The following is an 18,830-nucleotide window of genomic DNA, read 5'->3' on the forward strand; positions in this document are numbered from 1 at the left end:
CGCTTCCGGTAATAAAGTTACGGATCTTCGAGGTTGCTTGTCAACGAATTCTGTTCGCAACTTGGAAGAAGCGCGGCGATCTTGAACTCCGATACCCTTTGCGCACTATGTCGGGTTCGCCCCACCCGGGGCGGCCCGGCGCCGAAGCATGCGGGCAAGCAGGGAGATGGCATGGAGGTGCGTGAGACCTAGCGTGGGAAGCGGGTTTCGACAGGCGGGAGATTCGTGATGGCGAAACAGGAAACCGCGGCCAGCCTCGACAACATCGGGTTCGGGGCGCGTGGTCTCGTACTCGAACACGTGACGTCGGCGGACGGGACGCGGATCGCCTTCGAGAAGTCCGGGGAAGGACCGCCGGTGATCATCCTCGGCGGCGGGCTCAACGAGAAGGCCATGTTCGCCGATCTCGCCGAGCTGCTCTCGGAGGATTTCACCGTCTACAACTACGATCGCCGCGGTCGCGGGAACAGCGAGGACAACGGCGGCCTTTCGGGGTACACGATCGACCGCGAGGTCGAAGACCTGGCCGCGGTGCTCGAAGCGGCAGGCCCCGACGCGGCGATCTTCGCCAACTGCACCGGGGGCCTGATCGCCATGCGCGCGGCGGCCGCGGGTGTCCCGATGGGCAAACTCGCGCTGTACGAACCCACCTACGGCGGCCACCAGCTCCCCGAGTCCTATATGGATGATCTGGAGCGGATGGTCGCCGCGGATCACCGCACCGACGCCGTCGCGCTGTTCCTGCGGGAGAACGTCCGGTTCAGCACGGAAACGATCGAAGGGTTCAAAACCCTTCCCATCTGGCCGTCGTTCGAGGCGATGGCCCCGACGACGCTGTACGACTCCATCCTCGACGCGAACCACGAGTCGGTTCCCGTGGACCAACTGCCCGGGATCAGGGTGCCGACCCTGGTCATCGGGGGCCGGGAAAGTCCTTCCTGGCTGATCGACAACTGCCACATCCTCGCCGAAGGGCTCCCCAACGGCCAGTACGTGTGCATGAACGAGGGGCATCTGTTCAACCAGAAGGCCGGCGCCCCGCTGCTCACCGTGTTCTTCCGTTCCTGAAAGCACAACCCTTTTCGATCGTTGAGGAGAAGATCCGATGGAAAGCCGCTGCCCTTACACCCTGGACATCGCGGGAACCGATATTCACGCGGAGCACGCCAACCTCCGCGCGCAGGGGCCGGTCGCCCAGGTCGAACTGCCCGGTGGGGTGATCGGCTGGTCGGTGACCGGGTACCAGGCGGCTCGCCAGGTCCTGTCCGACAACCGGTTCGCCAAGGACCCGCAGAAGTGGCCCGCCTACACCAACGGTGAGATCCCCTCGAACTGGCCGCTGGTCGGCTGGCTCCTGATGGACAACATGACCACCAACGACGGCGAAGACCACATGCGGCTGCGCAAGCTGGTTTCCCGCGGTTTCACCCCGAAGCAGGTCGAACTGACCCGCCCGCTGATCCAGAAGATCGTCGACGACCTGCTCGACGGCCTCTCCTCCGCCGGCCCCGACGAGGTCATCGACCTCAAGGGCCGGTTCGCCACCCCGCTGCCCGCGCGGGTCATCTGCGACATGTTCGGCGTCCCCGAGTCGGCCCGCGCGTCCGCGCTGCGCGGCGCCGGCGTCAACGTCACCACGACCACCACCGGTGACGAGGCCGAGGCGAACGTCGAGCTGTGGCACCAGGAACTGACCGAACTCGCCGAGTTCAAACGTGAACACCCCGGCGACGACCTGACCAGCCTCCTGCTCGCCGCGCGCGAGGAGGACGGCAGCAGGCTCACCGACGAGGAGATGGTCGGCACCCTGCACCTCATGCTGGGTGCGGGTTCCGAGACCCTGATGAACGCCCTCAGCGCCGCCGTCGTCGCGCTGCTGAGCCAGCCCGAGCAGAAGGAACTCCTCGACAGCGGCCAGGTCTCCTGGGACGACGTCATCGAGGAGGCGCTGCGGGTCAACGCCCCGGTCGCGCAGCTGCCGCTGCGGTACGCGCTCGAGGACGTCGAGGTCGCCGGGGTCACCATCCGCAAGGGCGACCCGGTCCTGATGGGCTTCACCGGCATCGGCCGCGACCCAGAGATCCACGGTGAGACCGCGGGCGAGTTCGACGCCGCCCGCGCCGACAAGACCCACCTGTCGTTCGGGCACGGTACGCACTTCTGCCTCGGCGCGCCGCTGGCGCGGCTGGAGCTGCGGATCGCGCTTCCGGCGCTGTTCGCCCGCTACCCGGACCTGAAGCTGGCTGTCGGCGTCGACGAGCTCGAGGGCCAGGGGACGTTCATCATGAACGGCCACAAGGAGGTCCCGGTGACGCTGGGCGAGCCGGTGATCGCCGCGACCGTCTAAGTCCACTTCGGACATTCACCCTGAAGACCTGCTGGTGTTCCAGCAGGTCTTCAGGCTTTTCCGGGCAGTCGGGAGGAAGCCCGGGGCCGTCGCCGCGACGTAATTTTGAGTTCTCTCGCGGTGGCGTCCCTACCTTGGAGTCCAACATGACCGAATCACTCTCCCCGCACGACGCACCCCTGGCCGTGGTCACCGGAGCGTCGTCGGGCATCGGCGCGGAGTTCACGCGCGTGCTGCGGGCCCGCGGCTACCGCGTGCTGGCCGTCGCCCGCCGCGCCGACCGGCTCGCCGAACTGGCGAAGGGTTCCGACGGCTTCATCGTCCCCGAAGTCCGCGACGTCACCTCCGACGGCGCGGCCGAGGCGATCCTCGGGCGAGCCGAAGAACTCGGCGGCGCCGACCTCATCGTCTGCAACGCCGGCCGCGGCTCACGTGGCCGTTTCCACGAGTCCGACCCGGACGACGCGCTCGGCATGATCCAGCTCAACGTGACGGCGAACGTGAACCTCGTCGCGCAGGCCGTCCCCAAGATGGTCGCGCGCGGCTCGGGCGGCATCATCGTCGTGGCGTCGAACCTGGGCTTCTTCGCGACCCCGAACATGGCCGTCTACGGCGCCACCAAGGCCTTCCTGCTGTCCTTCACCGAGTCGCTGTCGGCCGAACTCGACGGCACCGGCGTCCGGGCCATGGCGCTGTGCCCCGGGGCGACCTCGACCGAGTTCGGCGACGTCGCCGGACTGGGCGACACGGTCGAGAAGACACCCGGCTTCACCACCGCGGAAGAGGTCGTCCGCGGCGGCCTGAAGGCCTGGGACGCCGGCCGCACGATCACCGTGCCCGGAACCATCGCGCGCCTGCTCACGGCGTTCCTGGCGTTCTCGCCGCGGGCCGTTTCGCGCCGGATCATGGGCAAGATCTTCACCGCGGGCTGACCACTATCGGGTGAATGTCCGAAATCGCCGGGCGCGAGCGATGAGTTCGCGCCCGGCCGGGAGTCCAACCCTTGACGCCACCCGACAGGCGGGAAGATCAAGGAAGGACGATCGAGATGACCAGCACGAACGAGATCAACGTCCCCGGCGGCCGGCTGCGCTACGAAGTCCGCGGCGACGGACCGCTGCTGCTGGCCATGGGCTCACCGATGGCCGCGGACGCCTTCGCGCCGCTGGCCGACGCGCTGGCCGACCGGTTCACCGTGGTGACCCACGACCCCCGGGGTATCTCGGGGAGCAAGCTGGACGACCCGAACCAGGATTCGACCCCGGAGATGCGCGCCGAGGACGTCATCGCGATCCTGGACGCGCTGGGCGCCGAGACGGCCGACGTGTTCGGCTCCAGCGGCGGCGCGATGACCACGCTCGCGCTGGCCGCGCGGCACCCCGGCCGGATCAGGACCGTCGTCGCGCACGAGCCGCCGACGCTGAACCTGCTGCCCGACTCGGCGGAACGGCACGCCGAGGTCGACGAGATCGTGAAGGCCTTCGAGACCGACGGCCTCGAAGCCGCCTGGCGGATGTTCCTGGGCACGTCCGGCTACGAGGAGGACGAGGCCGGCCCGCCGCCGAGCGACTCGCCCGAGCAGGACCAGGAGGACGGGCGACGCTTCTTCGTCCACGAGCTTCGCGAGACCACGCGCTACAGCCCGGACCTCGACGCGCTGCGCGACGGGCCGTTCCGGGTCGTCGTCGGCCTCGGCGCCGACTCCGGCGGCCTGCTCACACGGCGGACCTGCTCGGCGCTGGCCGACGAACTCGGCGTCCCGGTGGTCGAATTCCCCGGTGACCACGGCGGGTTCATCTGGGACCCGGAAGGCTTCGCCAAACTGCTGGGCGACATCGTCACGACGGCGGACGCGCGGGTGCCGCTCGCGCGGGTCTGATCCGGGCTCTGATCCGGGTTTGACCCGGGTCTGCTCCAGGTCTGGTCCGGGCGCGGAAGGGCCGGGAGCGCCACCCCTCGGGGCACTCCCGGCCCGGCTCGTCCCAGCGCGAAGACGATGTTGCGAAAGCCACTTTCGCAACGTTGAAGGTTGCGAAAGTGGCTTTCGCATCGCCCGGCCTGGGACCGGGCACCGAGAGGGACTCAGTAGTTGACGGTGGCGGCGATTTCGGCGGCCGCCAGCAGCTCACGCGAGATCCGGTCCGCCTCTTCCGCGCTGAGGATCAGCGGCGGCGCGAGCACCACGTTCTTGCCGGTGCGCCGGACCAGGACACCGTTGTCCCGCATCAGTTTCCGGACGTGCGCGGCCCGCCGGGACCGGTCCATCTCGACGGCGATCATCAGACCGCGGCCGCGGATCTCGGTCACGCGGTCCAGCTCCCCCACCGGTTCCAGCGCGGCCAGCAGCTGGTCGCCGCGGGCCTGGACGTTCGCGAGGATCTGTTCCTTTTCGATGTGGTCGATGACCGCGAGCCCGGCGGCGCACGCGGTGGCATGCCCGGAATGGGTGTGCCCGTGGACGAACCCGGCCATCTTCTTGTTGCTGTCGAAGACTTCGAAGACGTGCTGGGTGGTGGTGACCGCGCCGAGCGAGATGTACCCGGCCGCCAAACCCTTGCTGGTGGCCAGGATGTCCGGCTGCACGCCGGCGTGCTGGTACCCGAACATCAACCCGGTACGGCCGAAGCCGGTCGTCACCTCGTCGAGGACGAGCAGGATCCCGTGCTCGTCGCAGAGTTCCCGGACGCCACGCAGATAGTCCTCCGGCATGACGTAGGCGCCACGCGACTGCACGGGCTCGACGAGGACGGCCGCGGTGCGCTCGCCGTAGCCGTCGAGGAAGTCCCGCAGCGCGCCGATTCCCTCTTCCGGGCCGGGGATGGAGACGAAGCCGTTGGGCGTCAGTTCGTCGGCGATCGGTGACGGCGCCCCGGCGGTCGCGGCGCCGGCCATGGTGGCGCCGTGGTAGCCGTTGTGCAGCGAGACGATCAGCCCGCGGTCGGGCGAGCCGAGGACGGCCTGATAGAAACGCGCGATCCGGATCGCGGCCTCCATCGCCTCGGAACCGCTGTTGCAGAAGAAGGTCCGGGTCAGCGCCGGGCCGGCGAGTTCGCCGATCCGTTGCGCCAGGCGGATCGCCGGGATGTTGGCGCCCTCGCCCATGTCGTAGGTCATCAGCTTCGCCACCTGCGCGGAGATCGCGTCCACAACGGGCTGGCAGGCGTAGCCCAGCGTCGCGTTGAAGCCGGAGGACTTCGCGTCGAGGTAGGTGCGGCCGTCGGCGTCGGTGACCTCGCAGCCCTTGCCGGACACCGCGACCAGCGTGTCCGGACTGACCCGGCTCGGCGACCAGGGGTGCCACAGGTACTCGGCGTCGACGGCGAGCAGTTCGGCCTGCCCCTCGGTCACTGCTTCGGTCATTCCGCGCTGCCTTTCACTAGTGGGCGAGCCGGGCGCGCACCGGGATGGAATGCCAGGCCCGCAGGGTGTTGTTGAGGCGTCGCTCCCCGGGAGCGGCCAGTTCCAGCGTCTCCACGCGTTCCGCGAGCGCGGTGATGAGGCATTCGGCTTCGAGCCTCGCCAGGTTCTGCCCGACGCATTGGTGCAGCCCGAACCCGAAACCCACGTGCCCGGACGGGTCGCGGGACAGGTCGAACTTCTCCGGATCGGTCCAACGCCGGGGATCCCGGTTGGCCGCGCCCAGGAACATCAGCACCTTCGCGCCGTCCGGCACGATGTGGTCGCCGACTCCGACGTCGCCCACCGCGGTACGGAAGAACGTCTGCACCGGCGACGCCCAGCGCACGGCCTCGTCGAACGCGATCCGCGCCAGCGACGGCTCGGCGCGGAGGCGTCGCCACTGCTCGGGATGTGTGACGAGCGCGTGCATGACCGCGGCGAGCGCGTGCACGGTGGTGTTGAACCCGGCCGCGAACAGCGACCGCACGACGCCCGGCGCCTGCTCGTGGGTGATCTCGCCACGGTCTGCGGCCGCCCAGATCTGCCCGCCGAGGCCGTCTTCGGTGAGTTTGTCGCGCTGGCAGTGCTCCATGACCCACGTCGTCAGGAACTTCGCGTGGGGCGCGCCGGCCGCGACGAGTTCGTTGCGCGGGCCGAACGCGTTGAGCAGGAAGTCACTGAAGGGCAGCAGGTTCTCGCGTCCCTCTTCGGGCAGCCCGAGCGCGTCGCCGACGGCGCGCGGCGGGAACTTCTCCGCGATCGCCGTCACGGCGTCGAACTCGACCGTGCTGCCCGGAGGGGCGTCGAGGACCTTGCCGATCATCTTGTGCGCCTTCGCCATCCACTCGGCGCGGAGCCTGCGCTGCGCCCGAGGTCCGAGCAGATTCGCGAGTACCCGTCGTGGTGCGTCGTGGTGCGGCGGATCGGCCTCGACGACGATGCTCAGCTGACGCCAGGGCTTTTCGGTCCGGAAGTTCGACAGGCCGACCCCCGCGCCGGACTGGAAGCCTTGCCAGTTGCGCAAAGCGGCGTACACCGAGTCGTACTGGGCGACGGCGTAGATGTCGTGCGCGCTCAGGTACGAGAGCGGCCCGGCGTCGAGCAGCGCGTGCTCGAGCGGGTACGGATCCGTCAGCACCTCGGTGCCGAACGGGTCGATGTCGATGACGGGCGGCGACAGCCTGCTGGCGGTCATGATCACGGCCTCCGGTGCTACAGGTCCAGTACGAGCCGGTCGGTGCACGAACGTGAGACGCACGGGAACATGCAGTCCCCGGCCGCGCGGTCCTCGGCGGTGAGCAGCGCGTCGCGGTGGTCGACGACGCCGTCGAGGACCGTGGTCTCGCAGGTACCGCAGACACCCTCCATACAGGACGAAAGAAGATCGACGCCGACCGTGCGCATCGCGTCGATGACGGTCATGTCCTGGGTGACCGTGACCGTCGCGCCCCGGCGGGCCAGCACGATGTCGAACGGCTCGTCGCGCACCGGGGCGCCCTGCTCCGGCGCCGAGAACCGTTCGGTCCACAGGGTCGACGCGGGCCAAGGGGCGCAGACGTTTTCGACCGCGTCGAGGAGGCCGGGCGGGCCGCAGCAGTAGACGCGCAGGCCGTCACGGACTTCGCCCAGCGCGGCCTTCAGATCCGGCCGTCCCTCTTCGTCCTCGGGCACGATGCGGACTTTTTCGCCGTACCCGGTGAGTTCGTCGAGGAACGCCATCGAGTTCTTCGTCCGGCCGCCGTAGAGCAGGTTCCAGTCCGCACCGGTGAGTTCCGCCTGGTGGATCATGGGCAGCAACGGAGTGATCCCGATCCCGCCCGCGATGAAGAGGTAGTTCTTCGAGGGCACCAAAGGGAAGTTGTTGCGGGGACGGCTGACTCCGACGGTGTCACCGGCTTTGAGCTGTTCGTGCACATAGGCGGATCCACCGCGGCCTTCGGGCTCGCGCAAGACTCCGACGCGGTATTCGTGGGCGTTCCAGCGATCCCCGCACAGGGAGTACTGCCGGGTCAGCCCGCCGGGCAACACCAGGTCGATATGCGAACCGGGTGTCCAATCGGGCAGGCGCGCGCCGTCGGCGGCCTTGAGGACCAGGGAGACGACCCCCTCGGCGACGACGTCCTTGGCCGCGACGCGCAACGTCGTCTGCACCTGCGCCGCTCCGGCGTCCTGCATCGTGACCCGCCCTCCGCTCGGTTCGTGTTCTCCACGGTTCCACGGCGGGCGAAGGTGTACGTCTCCCTGAATGCTCGGTCCTCCGCGGGCGCTGAGCAATCGGGAATATTGTTTCCGGGGGTGCGCGGGGCAGACCATCGGGTGTCTACGTCGATCCCTGGAGGACGCATGTCGCATATCACGGTGGATCCCACCAAGCCCGGAATCATCGGCCTGTTCGCTTTCCGCCCTGAGACCGCGAAACCGCTCGGCGAACTGGTCGAGACCCTGCTGCGCGGCCCGAGCTCGCTGACCACCGGCGAGCGTGAGCTGATCGGCGCCGTCGTGTCCAAGGAGAACGACTGCTACTTCTGCGCCGAGGCGCACGGCGCGTTCTCCGCCGCGCAGATCGAAGGCGGCGCCGCCACCGTCGACTCGGCCAAGCAGGACATCGACACCGCGCCGATCTCGGACAAGCTGCGCGCGCTGCTGAAGATCGCCCTCGCCGCCCGCGAGAGCGGCCACTCGGTGACCACCGCCCTGGTCGACAACGCCAAGGCCGCGGGCGCCTCCGAGGGCGACATCCACGACACCGTGCTGATCTCCTCGCTGTTCTCGCTGTTCAACCGCTACGTCGACGGGCTCGCCACCGACGCCCCCGACCAGCCCGAGTGGTACGCCGGTGCCGCCCAGGCCCTGGTCGCCGGCGGGTACGCCGCGATCTCGGGCGCCGCTCAGGCCCAGGCCGCCTGACCTCGTTCACCGGGCAGGGATACGACGACGCCGTCGTATCCCTGCTTTCTTTTTTCGCGGGAGTCGTCGGATCGCGCCGGGCGCGTTCGTGGTCAGGGTGAGGACCCGATACGAACCCGAGGAGCGCGCCATGACCGCCACCTACACCTTCGACATCTTCTGCAGCCTCGACGGCTTCGGCTCCCACAAGGGCGACTGGGGCGGCTACTGGGGCAAACAGGGCCCTGAGCTGCTCGAACGACGCCTCTCGCTGTTCGCCGAGAAGCAGCGGATGGTCTTCGGGGCGACCACGTACCGGGACAACGTCGAGATGCTGACGTCGTACGCCGGGCCGTTCGATCCCTGGGTCGGACGTATGAAGAGCCTCCCGGCGACGGTCGTGTCGAACACCCTGCGGGAGCCGCTGGACTGGCCGGACACGACCATCGTGAGCGGCGACGCCGTCGACGCCATCGCCCGGCTCAAGGAAGAGTCCGACGTGCCGCTGCGCTCGCACGGCAGCCTGACGCTGAACCGTGCGCTGATGGCGGCCGGCCTCGTCGACCGCGTCCAGGTGACGCTGTTCCCGGTGCTCACCGGCCGGACGGGACTGCGCCCGATCTTCCAGGACGCGGCCGACTTCGACCTCGACCTGCTCGAAAACCGGACGCTGGACGGCGGCACCCTGGAACTCATCTACCGCCCGACCCTGCACGACTGAGAACGCGCCGGTCCAGTTGGTCGTGAGTGGCGATTCGGGTTAGAACCCGAATCGCCACTCACGACCACCCCGGCCCAGCGCGGTCCGCCGGCAGGGCTACGCGGCGCGAGGAACCGGCTCCGGCGAGGGCTCCGAGGGCTCCGAGGCCGCCAGGGAGCGCACCGAAGCGGGAGCGGTGGCGGAAGCGAAGACCACGATCAAGCCCAACGGCACCAGCAGGAGCGTCAGCGCGGTGCTGATCCCGAACGTCTGCGCCAGCCAGCCGAAGATCGCCGGACCGGCCAGTACGCCGGCGTTGTGCAGCGTGCTGTACCGCGCGATCGCGAGGCTGGTGTTGGACTTCGTGCCGTGCCCGACCGCGCTGGAGATGATCGGGATCGCCACGGCGAGCCCGATTCCCGCCATCGCGAGCCCGGCGAGCCCGAACCACACGCTGTGCACCATGACGGCGAGCAGTACGCCGGCGGCGGTCATCGCCATACTCCAGCGCACCAGCGTCACGGCACCGAATCGCCGGTGCAGCCGGTCTCCGACGAGCCGGGTCCCGGTCTGCGCCACGATGAACGCGAAGTAGCCCAGCGACGCGATGTTCGCCGCGGCGCCGCGTTGCTCGCTCAGGAAGACGCCGCCCCAGCTGGAAACCGCGCCTTCGCAGAGTGCGACCGCCGCGCCGAGACTGCCGAGCACGATCACGGCACGGGTCCAACCGGAGAAGAAACCGACCTTCGGCGCCTTCTCTGTTTTCGACGACGAAGCGGTGCGGGATTCCGTCAGCAGCCAGCGGCCGCTCACCGCCGCGATGACGACGAGGACCACCGAAACGAGCCAGAAGTGCGAGAGCAGCGACCACTCCGCGCGCACCGCCAGCACCGTCCCACCGGAACCGAGCAGCGCGCCGATACCCCACACCGCGTGCAGGCTGTTGAGCACCGGTCTCCGCGCCCGCTTCTCGACCTCGACGCCCTGTGCGTTCATGGAGACGTCGAGCAGACCCGCGATGACGCCCCACGTCAGCATGCCGAGTCCGGCGGTGATCGCACCGGGCATCACCGCCATCAGCGGCAGGAACCACGGCAGGACGACGGAGGTGACGCGGATGACCGCCCGGCTGTCGAGATGGTTCGACAGATGTCCCGCCAGCTGCATGGCCAGCAGGACGCCGACGGTCTGCGCGAGCAGCACCATCCCGAGTTCGGCGAAGTTGAGCCCGAGTTCGATTCGCAACTGCGGCACCCGCGCGAACCAGGTGCCGAGCATGATCCCGACCATCAGGAAGATGCCGGAGATCGCGATCCGCTGGCGGCGCACGTCCTTCACCGGGTGGATTTCCAGCCCGCTACTCATCGCCGCTCGCCACGCCCGAGGCGTCGCCGAAGCCGGACTCGCCCGTCCAGCTGCCCACCTCCACGTGCGCGTTGAAGGGCTTCCCCTCGGCGTTGCGCATCGGCGGCCGCCGGTGCGCCAGGTGCAGGAAGACGTCGTCGTACTGCGTGACGTCCCCGGCCGCGGAGATGCGGTAGAGCATGTCCTCGTCCTCGCCGCCCCAGCCCTTGTAGCGCTCGTCGAAGCCGCCGATGCGGGTGAAGATCTCCGGCCGTGTCCACAGACAGGCACCCGGGACGTCACGCAGCAGCAACCCGCGCGCTCCGGCCAGCGGCGCCTCCGGCGTGTTCTCACCGCAGCGTCGTTCGATCAGCCAGTCGCTCGACGGCGCGTCCAGGGACAGCATTTCGGTGTGCGGCAGATGCGCGTCGTGCCGCTGGTCGGCGAACCGGGCGTGGTTGCGCTCCAGGAATTCCCGGTCCACCAGGATGTCCGCGTCGAGCAGGCACAGGGTTCGCGCGGCACCAAGGGTTTCCCGCACGCCCACGTTCAGCGTCCAGGACTTGTTGAACAGGCCTTCGCCTTGGATGTGCACGTAGTGGTCGGCCAGCGGCTCGACGACGTGCTTCCAGCGCGGCTTCTCGTCGAACTCGACGACGGTCACCCGGTACCGGTCCGAGGGGAACGTCTGATCGCGCAACGCGAGCAGGCAGGCCGTGAGGTTCCGGATCCGGCCCGCTCCGTCCCGATCGGACAGTGGGACGACGACGAGGATCTCGTCACCGGTTCCGGACGGCCGCGAACGCACGCCTCCGGCGAGGTCGATCAGCCGGTCGAGTCCGGCGGTCTCGGCTTCCGGTTCGTAGAGCCGTCCACGGAAGTAGTTGATGTAGACGTTGTCGTCCGCGGCGTCGGCCTCGTTCCCCAGTTTCTCGGCCAGACTGGGGTTTTCGTCGAGCAGCGCGACGACACGCTCTTCGAGCCGGCGCTCGGCGAACGTGTCCGTCGGCTGCGAAACGAGGCGCCGGTACGCGAGATCGTGTCCGATCACGGCTTCGAGCGGATCGACCACGGCACGGTAGTAGCGTTCGCTGTGCATCCAGTAGTCGGCGGCGACGTCCGGCACCGCGGGGTCGTTGGCCAGCACGACGTACCGGACGATCCGCCCCGCGAGATCCGCGCTGCCCGGCTCGGCCTTCCAATAAGCCGATGCCGAAGCGAACGTCTTGCCACCCGTGCGGGTCGGCCGGATCTGCATCGGATTGGTCGCCCTCAACACGCACATCGGGCTGCAGTCACAGGGATGCGGTTGCACTGCTCCTCCGTCCCTCGATTTCTCGCTTACTCGGATACCGAGCGTGACAGTCCGTCGCCGGGCGGAACGTCTTCTTAATTGCCGACGATCTCGAAGATTTCCGGCTTCTCGACGGGCTTTTCCCGACGCATGAGAAAACGCATCAACGGACCGGTGACCGCCGTGGTCACCACGGCGACGAGAACGAGAATGGTGAACCCCAATTGGTTCACGAGACCGTATTTCAGCCCGATCGTGGCGACGACGAGTTCCGTGACACCGCGGCAGTTCATCAGTGTGCCGAGCTGGATCGCCTGTCCGGCGGGCAATCCCGCGAGTCTGGCCGCGCCGCCGGCACCGAGGAACTTGGTCAGCTGGGCGACCACCAGCACCCCGAGGAACAGCAGCCAATGCGAAAGATCCGAGCCCAGCAGGCCGATCGACGTGCTCAAGCCGACCAGTGCGAAGAACAGCGGCAACAGCACGACGAGGGTGAAGCCCCGCAATTGCTCGCTGATCCGTTCCACCACCGGGCAGTCCCGCGGCACGGCGGTGCCGAACAGGAACGCGCCCAGCAGCGCGTGCAGGCCGAGCATCTGGGTCAGCACGGCGAAGCCGATCGCGCCGACGAGCAGCACGACGGTCATCACCTTGTCGGACTCGATCCGGGTGACCAGCCTGCTCAGCACCCGCCGGACGACCACCTGCGTGACCACGACCAGCACCACGGCCAGGATCGCCGTCGTGACGGGGTCTCCGCCGCCGTGGGCGCCGGTGCCCACCAGGATCAGGGTGAGGGTGAGCCAGGCGACGCCGTCCCCGATCGCCGCGCTGGTCAGGGAAAGCGCGCCGAGGCCGGTACGGTCGATCTTGAGGTCGACGAGGATCCTCGCCAGCACGGGCATGGCGGTGATGGCCAGCGCGAGCGCGAAGAACAGTATGAAGCCCGCCTTCGGCGCCCCCGCTCCCGCCAGCACGGACGCGGCCGCGAACGCGACGCCGATCCCGGCGACGAACGGCAGCCCCATCCCACCGAGGACCACCGCGCCCACCAACGACTTCCGCTCGATCCGATCGGTCCGCAGTTCGCAGCCGAGCAGGAACATGAACACGACGAGTCCGAGCTGCGCGGCTTTGTCCAAACTGGACAGTACTTCCGGCGAGAACAGCCAGGCGCCGCCCGCCGGCCAGATCAGGCCCAGCACCGAAGGCCCCAGCAGGAGACCGCCGACGATCTCGCCGAGCACCGGCGGCTGCCCGATTCTTCGCAGGACCTCCCCGCAGAAATGGCTGACCAGCAGGATCGCGCCGACGGCGAGCAGGAACCGGGTGATCGGTTCGACGGCCATGGAGCCACCTCTCCCAAGATGCGCCGAAGGGCGCGGGCGGCCGGGGAGGCCACCCACGCCCTTCTGCTGAGGATCAGGCCACGTCGGCCTGGTTTTCGCCGCTCTCGGCCAGTTCGGCGAGGCTGTCGTGGATGTGCTCGGACACCGCGGCCACGGTGGGCTTGGCCCACAGGATGGTCGGCGGGAGGTCCAGCCCGTAGCGCCGCTGCAACCGCACCCGCAGCGCCACCGTCATCACCGAGTCGACACCGAGTTCGACCAGCGGCCGCTTGAGCTCGATGTCACCGGCCTCCAGGTTCAGCTCCGCCGCCACCTGCTCGCGGACGTCGCCGGTGACCTTCTCGCGAGTGTCGGATTCGGACAGGTTCGCGAAGTCGACGGTGAACCCGTTGCCCGCGTTGGCCTCCGCGTTCTCGTCGACCACCGTGAGCTCGCGGAACATCGGGAGCTTCCGCTGGTGCGGCGGGGTCGGCAGGACCCGCAGCACCGCCTGGTAGTCCGAGGCGAACCGGTCACCGAACGCCCACGCCCGGAACGCCTCCGAAGCGGAGACGGCCTCCAGGCCACGGGAGTTCGCTTCGAGCATGGTCGTCGCGATGTCCTGCGACAGACCGACACCGCGCCAGGCGGTCCAGCCGAGGCTGATGGTGTCGCTCGTGCCGCCCGAATTGCGGTGCGTGGCCAGCGCGTCGAGGAACGAGTTGGCCGCCGCGTAGCTCGCCTGCCCGGAAAGGCGGGCGAACTGGCCGCACGAGGAGAACAGGACGAAGAAGTCGAGCGAGCCCGCCGGGAAGAGCCGGTGCAGCACCAGCGCACCCCCGACCTTCGGCGCGAACACGTCGCGCAGCCCGTCCTGGTCGACCTTGTCCACCAGCGCGTCGTTGACCACACCGGCCGCGTGGATGACACCCGTCACCGGCGGAAGGCCCAGCGCGCCCGGCGCGAGCGCCGACGCGACCGCGTCCTCGTCGGTGATGTCCAGCGCCAGCACGCCGACCGTGACACCCAGCGCTTCGAGCCCGAGGACGCTGTCGATCTGGTGCCGCACGTCCGGGTCGGTCACCGAAGCCCATTCCGCGCGCGGCGGCAGGCCACGGCGGCCGGCCAGCAGCAGGCGGCGGGCGCCGCGGTCGACCAGCCAGCGGGCGACCTCCAGACCCAGCCCGCCGAGGCCACCGGTGATCAGCACCGTGCCCGAAGGCGAGCAGTGCAGCGGGGAACCGTCGGCGCTGCGGGTGATCTGGCTCAACCGGGCCACTTCCGCGCCCTCGCCGGTCAGCGAGATGACGTCCTCGTCACCGGCCGGTCCGCGGAAGACGTCGATCAGCCGCGCACCGAGGTCCGACGCCGTGCAGTGCTCGACGTCGATGGTGCCGCCCCACAGTTCGGGGTGCTCGCCGGCGATGATGCGGCCGACGCCCCACAGCGGGCCGTGTGCGACCGAACGCTCGTCGGTGCCCTGACGGACGCCGCTGGTGATGGCCCAGATCCGCTGGGTGGCGACCTTGCCCTTCGATGTCGCCTGCAGTTCCGCGATCCGCTGCGAGGTGCGGATGAGCGACCACGTGGCTCGTTCGGTCGCGTCCTCCAGCCGCTCGCCTTCCACCGCCCGCGAAGGCGCGACCACAACCGCGCCCGGGTTCGCGAACAGTTCGGCGGTGAGGTCGAGCGGTTCGCCGTCGATGGCCACCTCGACCGCGGTGGCGGTGACGCCCGCCGCGGTGAACTGCTCCACCAGCGTGCCGGTGGTGGCGGGCGGGCCGACCACGACGATCTGGTCGAGATCCGAAGCCAGCGTGGGCTCGGGCAGCTCGTGCCAGGAGACCTCGTGCACCAGGTCGCGCGGCAGGACCGCGGTGCCCAGGTGCTCGACCGCCGCGAACTTCAGGCCGATGACCTCGCTGATGATGTCGCCGTCCTCGTTGGCGACCAGCACGTCGACGGTGTCTTCCGGCGACTTCGGCGAACGCGTGGCGTGCACGATGATCCGTGCGGGCGGCTCACCCTTCCAGGCCACCTTCTCGATGCCGCGCGACATCCACAGCACGGTGGCGTGGCCGGGCGAGACCACCATCGCGCTGATCGTCAGCGCCGCGTCGATCACGTGCGCCCAGCTGGTGGCCAGCTTCGCGGGCGGCGCGACGCAGTCCATCAGCGCGAGCTGCTCGACGTCGTCGTAGTACAGCTCGCTCATGTCCCACGGGAACGCGTAGCCCTCGACACCCATCCGGCCGAACATCTCGTCGGCCTTGGTGAGCGACCCGGACGGCAGGCGGTCGCGGATCGTGGCGAACTCGATCCGGCCCTCCGGTGCCTTCGCGCCCGTGTCGATCGTGGCGGTGGTGTGCGTGATCCACTCGTCGCTGTCGGCGCTGGTCTCGTCCGCGATCCGGGTGGCCAGCGCGAGCGAGCGGCCCTCCTTGACGATCTGGACGATACGGGCGGGCTGCACGGCGAGCGGGGTGCGCAGCACGATGTCGGTCAGCGCGGGCGCGACCTCTTCCTCCGCGGCCAGCGCGAAGGTGTTGATGATCGACGCCGCCGGGGTGACCTCGACCCCGACCAGGCCGTGGCTCTGCGGGTACGGACGGCTGTCCATGTCGAGCCGGGTCTGCCAGACCTGCCGCGACGGTGCGCCGGACACGGTCATCCGGCCGCCCAGCAGACTGTGGCTCTCCGGGTCGTGCCCGCTGCCGAGGCCGGCGTCGGCGCCGGTCTCCGGGAAGATCCAGTACGGCCGGTGCTGCCACGCGGCCGCCGGGATGCCCAGCAGGTCACCCTCGGCGAAGTCGCGCGTCCAGTCGATCTCGACGCCCTGGACGTGCAGCTTGGCCAGGTTGTGCAGCAGCGTGCCGACCTCGTCGGTGTTGCGGCGCAACGTGGCGCAGCCCGCCAGGTCGTCGATGCCGAGGCTCTCGGCGGTCTCGATGATGGAGTGCGAGACGACCGGGTGCGACGAGATCTCGACGAACACGCGGTGCCCGTCGGCGAAGGCGGCCTCGACCGCTTCGGCGAAGCGGACCGGGTTGCGCAGGTTGCCCGCCCAGTAGTCCCCGTCGCGCGCGGCGTCGGAACGCGGGTCGGTGAGCGCGGTGCTGTAGAGGCTGACCGTCGGCGTCCGCGGGTTGAGCTGACGCGCGGCGGCCGCGACCTCTTCGATCACCGCGTCCACGTGGGTGCTGTGGAACGCGATGTCCGTGTCGACGACGCGCATGTCGATTTCCTCTTCACGCCACCGCGTGACGAGTTCCGCGATCGCGCCCTTGTCGCCGGAGATGACGGTCGACGTCGGGCTCGCGGAGATCGCGGCGACGAGATCGGGGCGGTCGCCGAGCTTGGCCTCCACCTCGGCGAAGGACAGGCTCGCGAGCACCATCCCGCCGTCGCCCTCCAGCCGCTGCAACGCGGCCGCGCGGCGGCAGGCGAACCGGGCGGCTTCGAGCAGGTCGAGCGTTCCGGCGGCCACCGCGGCGGCGATCTCGCCGACGGAGTGCCCGATGATGGCGCTCGGCTTGACGCCCCGGCTACGCCACACCTCGGCCAGGCCGACCTGCATGGCGAAGGTCAGCGCCTGGACGTGCGCCGCGGTCCACGGGCCGCCGTCGAGGATCGCCTCGCGCGGCGTCCAGCCCAGTTCCTCGCGGTAGACACCGGCCAGCGCGTCGATGACGCCGGCGAATCCGGCGTGCTCGGCGAGCAGCTGACGGCCCATACCGGACCACTGCGAGCCGTGCCCGGAGAAGACCCACACCGCGCCGTCGGTCTGCTGTCCCGCGCGGGCCAGCAGGATGCCGGACGCGGGCTCGTCGACGGCGAGCGCGCGGAGTCGCTCGGCCAGCTGCTCGGTGGAGGCGGCGATGACCGTGCCGCGCTGGGGAAGGTGCGAACGACGCCGCGAAAGCGTGTACCCGATCGAAGAAAGGGACGCCTGCGGGTTCGCGTCGATCCAGTCCGCGACGGAACCGGCGAGCGCGCGCAGACCGGCCTCCGACATCGCGGAGATCGGGAAGACCTTCCGCGTGCCGTCACTGGTTCCCTTACCCGACTTGCTTTCCGGCCGCGCCGGGCCCTCTTCGAGGACGACGTGGGCGATGGTGCCGCCGACGCCGTAGCTGGAGACACCGGCGCGGCGGGTGTTCTCACCGGCGGGCCACGGGGTGGTCTCGCCGACGAGCTTCAGCCCCGAGCTCGGGTCCGAGATCGCCTCGTTGGGCTCGGTGTGCAGGCTCGGCGGGATCTGCTCGTTGCGCAGCGCCAGCACGGTCTTGATCACGCCGGTGATCCCGGAGCCGCCCTCGACGTGCCCGATGTTCGGCTTCACCGAACCGACCAGACAGGGGTTCTCCTCGGACCGCACGGCGCCGATGACGGCGGCCAGCGCCTCGACCTCTTCGCCGTCGCCGGTCGGGGTGCCGGTGCCGTGCGCCTCGACGTAGTCCACAGTGGACGGATCGACGCCCGCACGCTCGTAGACCTCACGCAGCATATGGGCCTGCGCCTCGGCGTTCGGCGCCATCATGCCCTCGGAGCGGCCGTCCTGGAAGACGCCGCTGCCGCGGATGACGGCCTGGATCGGGTCACCGTCGCGGATCGCGTCCGAAAGCAGCTTCAGCACGATGACGCCGGCACCCTCACCGCGGCCGTAGCCGTCGGCGTTCTTGTCGAAGGCCTTGCTGGTGCCGTCCGGCGACATCGCGCCGGCCCCCTGCAGCGCGACGTTCAGCGCCGGGGTGGCCATGATGTTGACGCCACCGACGAGCGCGATCGACGTCTCGCCGGTGCGCAGGCTCTGCGCGGCGATGTGCAGCGCGGTCAGCGAACCGGCGCAGGCGGTGTCGACGGCCATACTCGGGCCGCGCACGTCGAGGAAGTACGAAACGCGGTTCGCGATCCCGTAGAAAGTCGTGCCGTTGACGGCGTACGCGCCGGTGAGGGGAATGTCCTCCAGCAGGCGGCGGCCGTAGTCGTTCGAGTTCGCGGCGACGAACACACCGGCGTCGGAATTGCGCAGTGAAAGCGGCGGAACGCCCGCGTCCGCCAGCGCTTCCCAGGCCAGTTCGAGGATGAACCGCTGCTGCGGGTCGAGGAAGTCCGCCTCACGCGGTGAAATGCCGAAGAAGTCGGCGTCGAACCCCTCGATGTCGTCGAGGAAGGAACCGCGGATCGTGGTCCCCCTCAGGATCGCGGTCGCCTGCGGGCTGCTCGCCGCGTAGGACTTCCAGCGCTTTTCGGGCATGTCGGTGACGGTGCTCTTACCATCGGCAAGGAACTCCCAGAACTTCTCCGGGGAGTCGAGGTCTGGAGCGAACCTGCAACTCATACCGATGATCGCAATGGCTTCGTCGGGTGCTTTGTACTCGCTCAAGTCCTCGCTCCTCGAAATAGCCCGCCTGAGGCGGAGACAACACAAAGTTCCGGCGCCTCGCTGTACGGACAGCGTCTGCCCTGGCGCCTCGCTCCGGCATCTCCTCGACTGCTTGCGCGGAATCCTCGAGCGATCCACGAGTGCGA

Annotated in this window: 13 protein-coding genes; 6 read left to right on the top strand and 7 right to left on the bottom strand. The window is 69.3% G+C overall.

Annotated features, from left to right (window positions below; translation table 11 throughout):
• The first annotated feature begins 228 nt into the window (after positions 1 to 228).
• From H5J31_RS00995 to H5J31_RS01010, 4 genes are all read left to right on the top strand, one after another.
• The gene (locus H5J31_RS00995; protein ID WP_181770475.1) at positions 229 to 1,068 is read left to right on the top strand and encodes an alpha/beta fold hydrolase; all 840 of its coding nucleotides are present in this window, start codon (positions 229 to 231) and stop codon (positions 1,066 to 1,068) included.
• A gap of 37 nt (positions 1,069 to 1,105) precedes the next feature.
• Positions 1,106 to 2,347: a cytochrome P450 family protein gene (locus tag H5J31_RS01000; protein WP_181770476.1), complete on the top strand. Its 1,242-nt coding sequence runs from the start codon at positions 1,106 to 1,108 to the stop codon at positions 2,345 to 2,347.
• A gap of 146 nt (positions 2,348 to 2,493) precedes the next feature.
• The gene (locus H5J31_RS01005) at positions 2,494 to 3,279 is read left to right on the top strand and encodes an SDR family NAD(P)-dependent oxidoreductase (protein WP_181770477.1); all 786 of its coding nucleotides are present in this window, start codon (positions 2,494 to 2,496) and stop codon (positions 3,277 to 3,279) included.
• 116 nt (positions 3,280 to 3,395) lie between these two features.
• Entirely contained in the window at positions 3,396 to 4,226 is an 831-nt protein-coding gene (locus H5J31_RS01010; protein ID WP_181770478.1) for an alpha/beta hydrolase, read from the top strand.
• 203 nt (positions 4,227 to 4,429) lie between these two features.
• On the opposite strand, the gene H5J31_RS01015 is transcribed toward H5J31_RS01010, so the two are convergent.
• Genes H5J31_RS01015 through H5J31_RS01025 form a run of 3 tightly spaced genes read right to left on the bottom strand, consistent with a single transcriptional unit; the run spans position 4,430 to position 7,921 of the window.
• Positions 4,430 to 5,707 carry an aminotransferase family protein gene (locus H5J31_RS01015; RefSeq protein WP_181770479.1) on the bottom strand — a complete coding sequence of 426 codons (1,278 nt, stop codon included), beginning with the start codon at positions 5,705 to 5,707 and terminating at the stop codon, positions 4,430 to 4,432.
• Between the two features lie 16 nt (positions 5,708 to 5,723).
• Positions 5,724 to 6,941, bottom strand: coding sequence for a cytochrome P450 (locus H5J31_RS01020; protein WP_181770480.1), 1,218 nt, complete (start codon positions 6,939 to 6,941; stop codon positions 5,724 to 5,726).
• Positions 6,942 to 6,958: 17 nt separating this feature from the next.
• Complete coding sequence (locus H5J31_RS01025; protein ID WP_181770481.1) at positions 6,959 to 7,921, bottom strand: PDR/VanB family oxidoreductase; 963 nt, start codon at positions 7,919 to 7,921, stop codon at positions 6,959 to 6,961.
• A 168-nt stretch (positions 7,922 to 8,089) separates the two neighbouring features.
• On the opposite strand from H5J31_RS01025, the gene H5J31_RS01030 reads away from it, so the two are divergent.
• Both H5J31_RS01030 and H5J31_RS01035 read left to right on the top strand, forming a co-directional pair.
• Positions 8,090 to 8,653 carry a carboxymuconolactone decarboxylase family protein gene (locus H5J31_RS01030; RefSeq protein WP_181770482.1) on the top strand — a complete coding sequence of 188 codons (564 nt, stop codon included), beginning with the start codon at positions 8,090 to 8,092 and terminating at the stop codon, positions 8,651 to 8,653.
• Positions 8,654 to 8,783: 130 nt separating this feature from the next.
• A complete protein-coding gene (locus tag H5J31_RS01035) occupies positions 8,784 to 9,353 on the top strand; it encodes a dihydrofolate reductase family protein (RefSeq protein ID WP_181770483.1) in 570 nt (189 codons plus the stop codon).
• A gap of 96 nt (positions 9,354 to 9,449) precedes the next feature.
• On the opposite strand, the gene H5J31_RS01040 is transcribed toward H5J31_RS01035, so the two are convergent.
• From H5J31_RS01040 to H5J31_RS01055, 4 genes are all read right to left on the bottom strand, one after another.
• The gene (locus tag H5J31_RS01040; RefSeq protein WP_207897220.1) at positions 9,450 to 10,697 is read right to left on the bottom strand and encodes an MFS transporter; all 1,248 of its coding nucleotides are present in this window, start codon (positions 10,695 to 10,697) and stop codon (positions 9,450 to 9,452) included.
• On the bottom strand, positions 10,690 to 11,961 hold the full coding sequence (locus tag H5J31_RS01045; protein ID WP_181770484.1) for a glycosyltransferase: 1,272 nt from the start codon (positions 11,959 to 11,961) through the stop codon (positions 10,690 to 10,692). Before H5J31_RS01045 ends, H5J31_RS01040 begins: the two co-directional genes overlap by 8 nt.
• 104 nt (positions 11,962 to 12,065) lie before the next feature.
• Entirely contained in the window at positions 12,066 to 13,319 is a 1,254-nt protein-coding gene (locus tag H5J31_RS01050) for a cation:proton antiporter (protein WP_181770485.1), read from the bottom strand.
• A 73-nt stretch (positions 13,320 to 13,392) separates the two neighbouring features.
• The gene (locus H5J31_RS01055; protein ID WP_181770486.1) at positions 13,393 to 18,684 is read right to left on the bottom strand and encodes a type I polyketide synthase; all 5,292 of its coding nucleotides are present in this window, start codon (positions 18,682 to 18,684) and stop codon (positions 13,393 to 13,395) included.
• Positions 18,685 to 18,830: the final 146 nt, after the last annotated feature.

The organism is Amycolatopsis pittospori, from assembly GCF_013870525.1.
Lineage (GTDB): Bacteria > Actinomycetota > Actinomycetes > Mycobacteriales > Pseudonocardiaceae > Amycolatopsis > Amycolatopsis pittospori.